Here is a 1,954-nt window from a genome sequence, read left to right as displayed (position 1 = left end):
CACCTCACACCCCACACCCCACACCCTGCCACCACCGAAAAACTTTTTCACCAAACCCTAGGTAGCGATCGGCAATAAAACAGCCCTAGCCGATGAACATTTTCCCCAAGAGATCTAGTAAACTAACTGATGCTGTAAATATTTAGAGACAGACGATGGAACTGGAATATCCCGAGGATTTGAGATACCTAGAAACCCACGAATACGTCAGACTCGAAGGTGAAATCGCTACCTTGGGAATTAGTGCTTTTGCCGTCGATCAATTAGGTGATATCGTGTTTCTAGAATTGCCCGAATTGGGAGAGGCACTGGAAGTAGGTAGTAGTTTCGGCACGATCGAATCGGTAAAAGCGGTAGAAGAACTTTATCCTCCCGTCTCGGGGACCGTAGTCGATCGCAATCAAGGGATGATTGACTCCCCCGAATTAATTGCCGATGATCCCCACGGGGAGGGTTGGTTATTAAAAGTGCGGGTAGAAAATCCCGATAATGCCTTGGCTGACACCCTCTCCGCTAGTGAATACCGCGCCCAAGTAGCAGGGGAAAGTTAACTAATATTAACAACAGGGAGCCAGACCCTCACACTATCATAAGCATAGAAAGAATTAAAAATCCAGGAAGCGATCGAGTCTTCCTGATTTTTGTCTCTAAACCGTGCTGAGACGAAATTCTAGCCCGAATCGAGTCAGGTTTCACTATTTACCCAATCTATGCTAAATCCTAATCTCGCGGCGATCAAACTTTCCAAAGAGGAGGTTCAACGCTACTCTCGACACATTATTCTGCCCGAAGTGGGCTTAGAAGGTCAAAAAAAACTAAAAGCCGCCAGTGTTCTCTGCATCGGCACCGGGGGACTCGGTTCCCCGCTTTTACTCTATCTAGCGGCGGCTGGCATCGGTAGAATCGGTATTGTTGACTTCGATATCGTCGATAGTTCCAATCTGCAACGTCAAATTATTCACGGCACTTCTTGGGTAGGTAAACCGAAAATTGTTTCCGCTAAGGACAGAATTCTAGAAATTAACCCCTACTGTCAGGTGGATTTGTACGAAACCCGCATAAGTTCCGAAAATGCCCTTGACATTTTAGCCCCCTATGATGTAGTCATCGACGGGACGGATAATTTCCCCACCCGTTATCTGACTAATGATGCTTGTGTTCTTCTCGACAAACCCAACGTCTACGGCTCAATTTTCCGCTTTGAAGGACAAGCAACCGTTTTTAACTACCAAGGCGGTCCCAACTACCGCGATCTCTATCCCGAACCGCCACCACCGGGGATGGTTCCCTCCTGTGCGGAAGGCGGCGTTTTAGGGGTTTTACCCGGAGTAATCGGCACAATTCAAGCCACAGAAGCCATTAAAATTATCCTCGGCGCACCGGATACCCTCAGTGGTCGTTTACTGCTTTACAATGCTTGGGAAATGAAATTCCGCGAGTTAAAATTGCGTCCGAATCCCATCCGTCCCGTCATTGAAAAACTAATTGATTACGAACAATTCTGCGGTATTCCGCAAGCGAAAGCACAAGAAGCGGCAGAACAGCAAAAAATGACAGAAATGACCGTAGTAGAGTTAAAGGAACTACTTGACAGCAATGCCAATGATTACATTCTCATCGATGTGCGTAATCCCAACGAGTACCAAATCGCTAAGATACCCAACTCGGTATTAATTCCCCTACCCGATATCGAAAATGGTGCGGCAATTCCCAAAATTAAGGAATTAGTCAACGGTTATCGTCTCATCGCCCATTGTAAGATGGGGGGACGTTCCGCTAAAGCCCTCGCTATCCTCAAAGAGGCAGGTATCGAAGGAATTAACGTCAAAGGTGGTATCAGCGCCTGGAGTCGCGAAGTCGATTCCACCGTACCAGAATACTAATTTTGGCTCTTGGGTTTTGGGGTTTTGGGGTATTAGTTAAAATTTCCCCATTTCCCTATCTCCCCATCACC

At 46.9% G+C, this 1,954-nt stretch carries 2 protein-coding genes; both read left to right on the top strand.

Going from position 1 to position 1,954, the window contains the following annotated elements; all coding sequences use genetic code 11:
- Window positions 1-155: 155 nt before the first annotated feature.
- Window positions 156-551 (top strand): glycine cleavage system protein GcvH, encoded by a 396-nt coding sequence (gcvH, locus tag IQ242_RS23615; RefSeq protein WP_193961626.1) that lies wholly within the window; start codon window positions 156-158, stop codon window positions 549-551.
- A gap of 159 nt (window positions 552-710) precedes the next feature.
- Window positions 711-1,883: a molybdopterin-synthase adenylyltransferase MoeB gene (gene moeB, locus IQ242_RS23610; RefSeq protein WP_193961625.1), complete on the top strand. Its 1,173-nt coding sequence runs from the start codon at window positions 711-713 to the stop codon at window positions 1,881-1,883.
- Window positions 1,884-1,954 lie beyond the last annotated feature (71 nt).

Origin of the sequence: Microcystis sp. LEGE 08355 (assembly GCF_015207185.1) — a bacterium.
Classification (GTDB): domain Bacteria; phylum Cyanobacteriota; class Cyanobacteriia; order Cyanobacteriales; family Microcystaceae; genus Microcystis; species Microcystis panniformis.
The sequence above is the reverse complement of the archived record's forward strand: the minus strand, read 5'-3'. Positions and strand labels throughout refer to the sequence as shown.